The organism is Chitinophaga sp., from assembly GCF_035564935.1.
In the GTDB taxonomy this organism is placed as follows: domain Bacteria; phylum Bacteroidota; class Bacteroidia; order Chitinophagales; family Chitinophagaceae; genus Chitinophaga.
This window is the reverse complement of the sequence record NZ_DATMTE010000208.1, coordinates 1-2345: the sequence shown is the minus strand read 5'-3', so window position 1 is coordinate 2345 and position 2345 is coordinate 1. Positions and strand designations below refer to the sequence as shown.

General features: G+C 45.0%; 1 protein-coding gene. It reads left to right on the top strand.

What is annotated here, in order from left to right; translation table 11 throughout:
* Nucleotides 1–296: 296 nt before the first annotated feature.
* Nucleotides 297–2186, top strand: coding sequence for a glycoside hydrolase family 26 protein (locus VN105_RS05430; RefSeq protein ID WP_325638699.1), 1890 nt, complete (start codon nucleotides 297–299; stop codon nucleotides 2184–2186).
* Nucleotides 2187–2345 lie beyond the last annotated feature (159 nt).

The following is a 2345-nucleotide window of genomic DNA, read 5'->3' as shown; positions in this document are numbered from 1 at the left end:
GTGCAGTTATATCTTCTGCTGATAAAGTTATAGAAATAGAACGCTCTTATTATCGTGGCGACAAATATAAATTTGCCATCATGGCCAGCCCGGAGTACATCACAAGCCGCCGTTCCGCATCCGGGAAAAAATAACTGCGCTTACAACCCGCTCTTTTCCTGTTGTTATTTTTTAAAATTACTTCACCCTTTTTAGCCGGTAATAAGCTCTTTATGAAACTAGCCATACAGCAATTATTTACCTATACGTGAATATTGCCGGCATCAATGATACTTCCACCGATTTCCGCTTATGTTATGAAAAAGATACTCTTTTTTATCAGCTCTTTATTGCTGGCTATTGGCTGCACAAACAAGCCTGACATAACGCCGGCAGGCAATATGAAAAGTCAATCCGGTAATATATCCGGGACACAACGCATAATGGGGGCATTACTGGCAGATCATCCTGCGGATATCAATGCAACTGTGGAAACAAAAAACCTGTACCTTAATATGAAACGGTTATCTCTGAAAGGCGTCATGTTTGGCCATGAAGACGACCTGGCAACGGGTGTGGGATGGACGAATACCCCCGGCCGTTCCGATGTAAAGGAAACAGCCGGCCAATATCCTGCTGTAGTAGGCTGGGACCTTGGCAAGCTGGAGGTTGGCAGCCCATACACCTTAACCCATATAGATTTTGACAATGAACGGGATTACATAAAACAGGTGTATGCTATGGGGGGTATTAATACGCTTTCCTGGCATCTGAATAATCCGGTAGATACCACGCAGTCTGTAAAGGGAACACTGGTTGATTCCACCATTCAGAAATTGTTTGCCAATCCTGCATATGTGAGCCGGTATCAAAGGTGGATGGATACTATCGCAGAATATATATCAAGTCTTACTGGTGTAAATGGGGAGCCCATTCCCATTGTTTTGCGGCTCTTTCATGAAATGAACGGAAGTTGGTTCTGGTGGGGCCGTGATCATTGCACTGCGGCTGAATACATCCACCTCTGGCAGTTTACGGTAGATTATCTCCGGAATACAAAAGGATTGCATAACCTGCTGTTTGAATACGGGCCGGATAAATTCTATTCACAGGCAGAATACCTGGAACGTTATCCGGGAGATGATTATGTGGATATACTGGCGTATGACACTTATGATAAGATAGAGAATCATCCGGGTAATACTTTTGTTTCGCTTAATGCCCCGATGATTGTATCGCTGCGTACTATGGCCATGCAAAGGAACAAGTTATGGGCTATCGCTGAAACAGGTATCCCGCTTGTGCCGGTCAGTGACTGGTGGACGCAAACACTATATCCCATCATCAACAACACTGGCTTATCTTATGCACTTACCTGGGGCAATAACACGGTATCACAATATTGGTGTACATACGCAGGGCAGGGAAGCGCCGCTGATATGCTGGTTTTCTTTGGCAAGCCAGGGATGTTCTTCCAGGACAAGGTAGCAACGGAGAATATGTATACGGCGCGTGAACAGCTATTTGACCAGGACTTTGATTCTTCTGCGGTAGTAGCAGATTATGTTGATTCAGATCCCGGCAATACGCATTTTACTTCCATTGGAAGCACCGGTGCGGGAACCGTAGCTGCTATTAACAGTGGTAAGCTCCGGTTTGACAGGACCGGCGGCGCGGATAACGGCTATTTTTCAAGAACAAAAGATTTTGCCCCGGTGCCGGCTGTTATACAGTATAGGTTTGACCTTACGGTGAGTGGTAATAATACGGGCGTTACCCAGCAAAAGGTAGCCACTTTCCAGGTAGGTAGCGGGTTTACAAAAGTTAATAATGCCGTTTCAGGAACGCCGGTAGAAAATAATGCTATTGTATACAGCCGGTTCGGTATTGATTTTAGTCCAACACCTGGAGAATTTTCTATCCGGGACATTGGCGCAGCAGTGACATCACCCCGGTTCAGCGGCACGCAAACCATTACCTGGGTGGTTAATCATTCCACCCAGAAGATATACTATAAAGCACCGGACGGAACCGCCGTGGAACTGATCGCCAACAAAGCGGACCTGTGGGTAGGCACAACAAGGGTATTTGCGACAATGGCCCCTGTAACTGCCACTCCGCTGATCACAGACCTGAAGTTCGCATTTACCGGCGGTAACGGAATAATTGATATCGATAATATTATGATCTCAGATTACCCGGGATAGCATCACTTTTTTTTTGAGATAATTCAGATACAAAAACGATTATAAAATTTATCAGCCAATGCAAATGTTGATTTTCATATGTAAGAAATGGCGTTGCCGGCATTCCTCTTTATCCCTGTTTTTTCTTATTGCCGCTTTCATGTTTATGGGGTCATCTGT

Coding starts and splice junctions, on each gene's coding strand:
- VN105_RS05430 (WP_325638699.1), top strand. CDS start 297: ATGAAAAAGATACTCTTTTTTATCAGCTCTTTATTGCTGGCTATTGGC.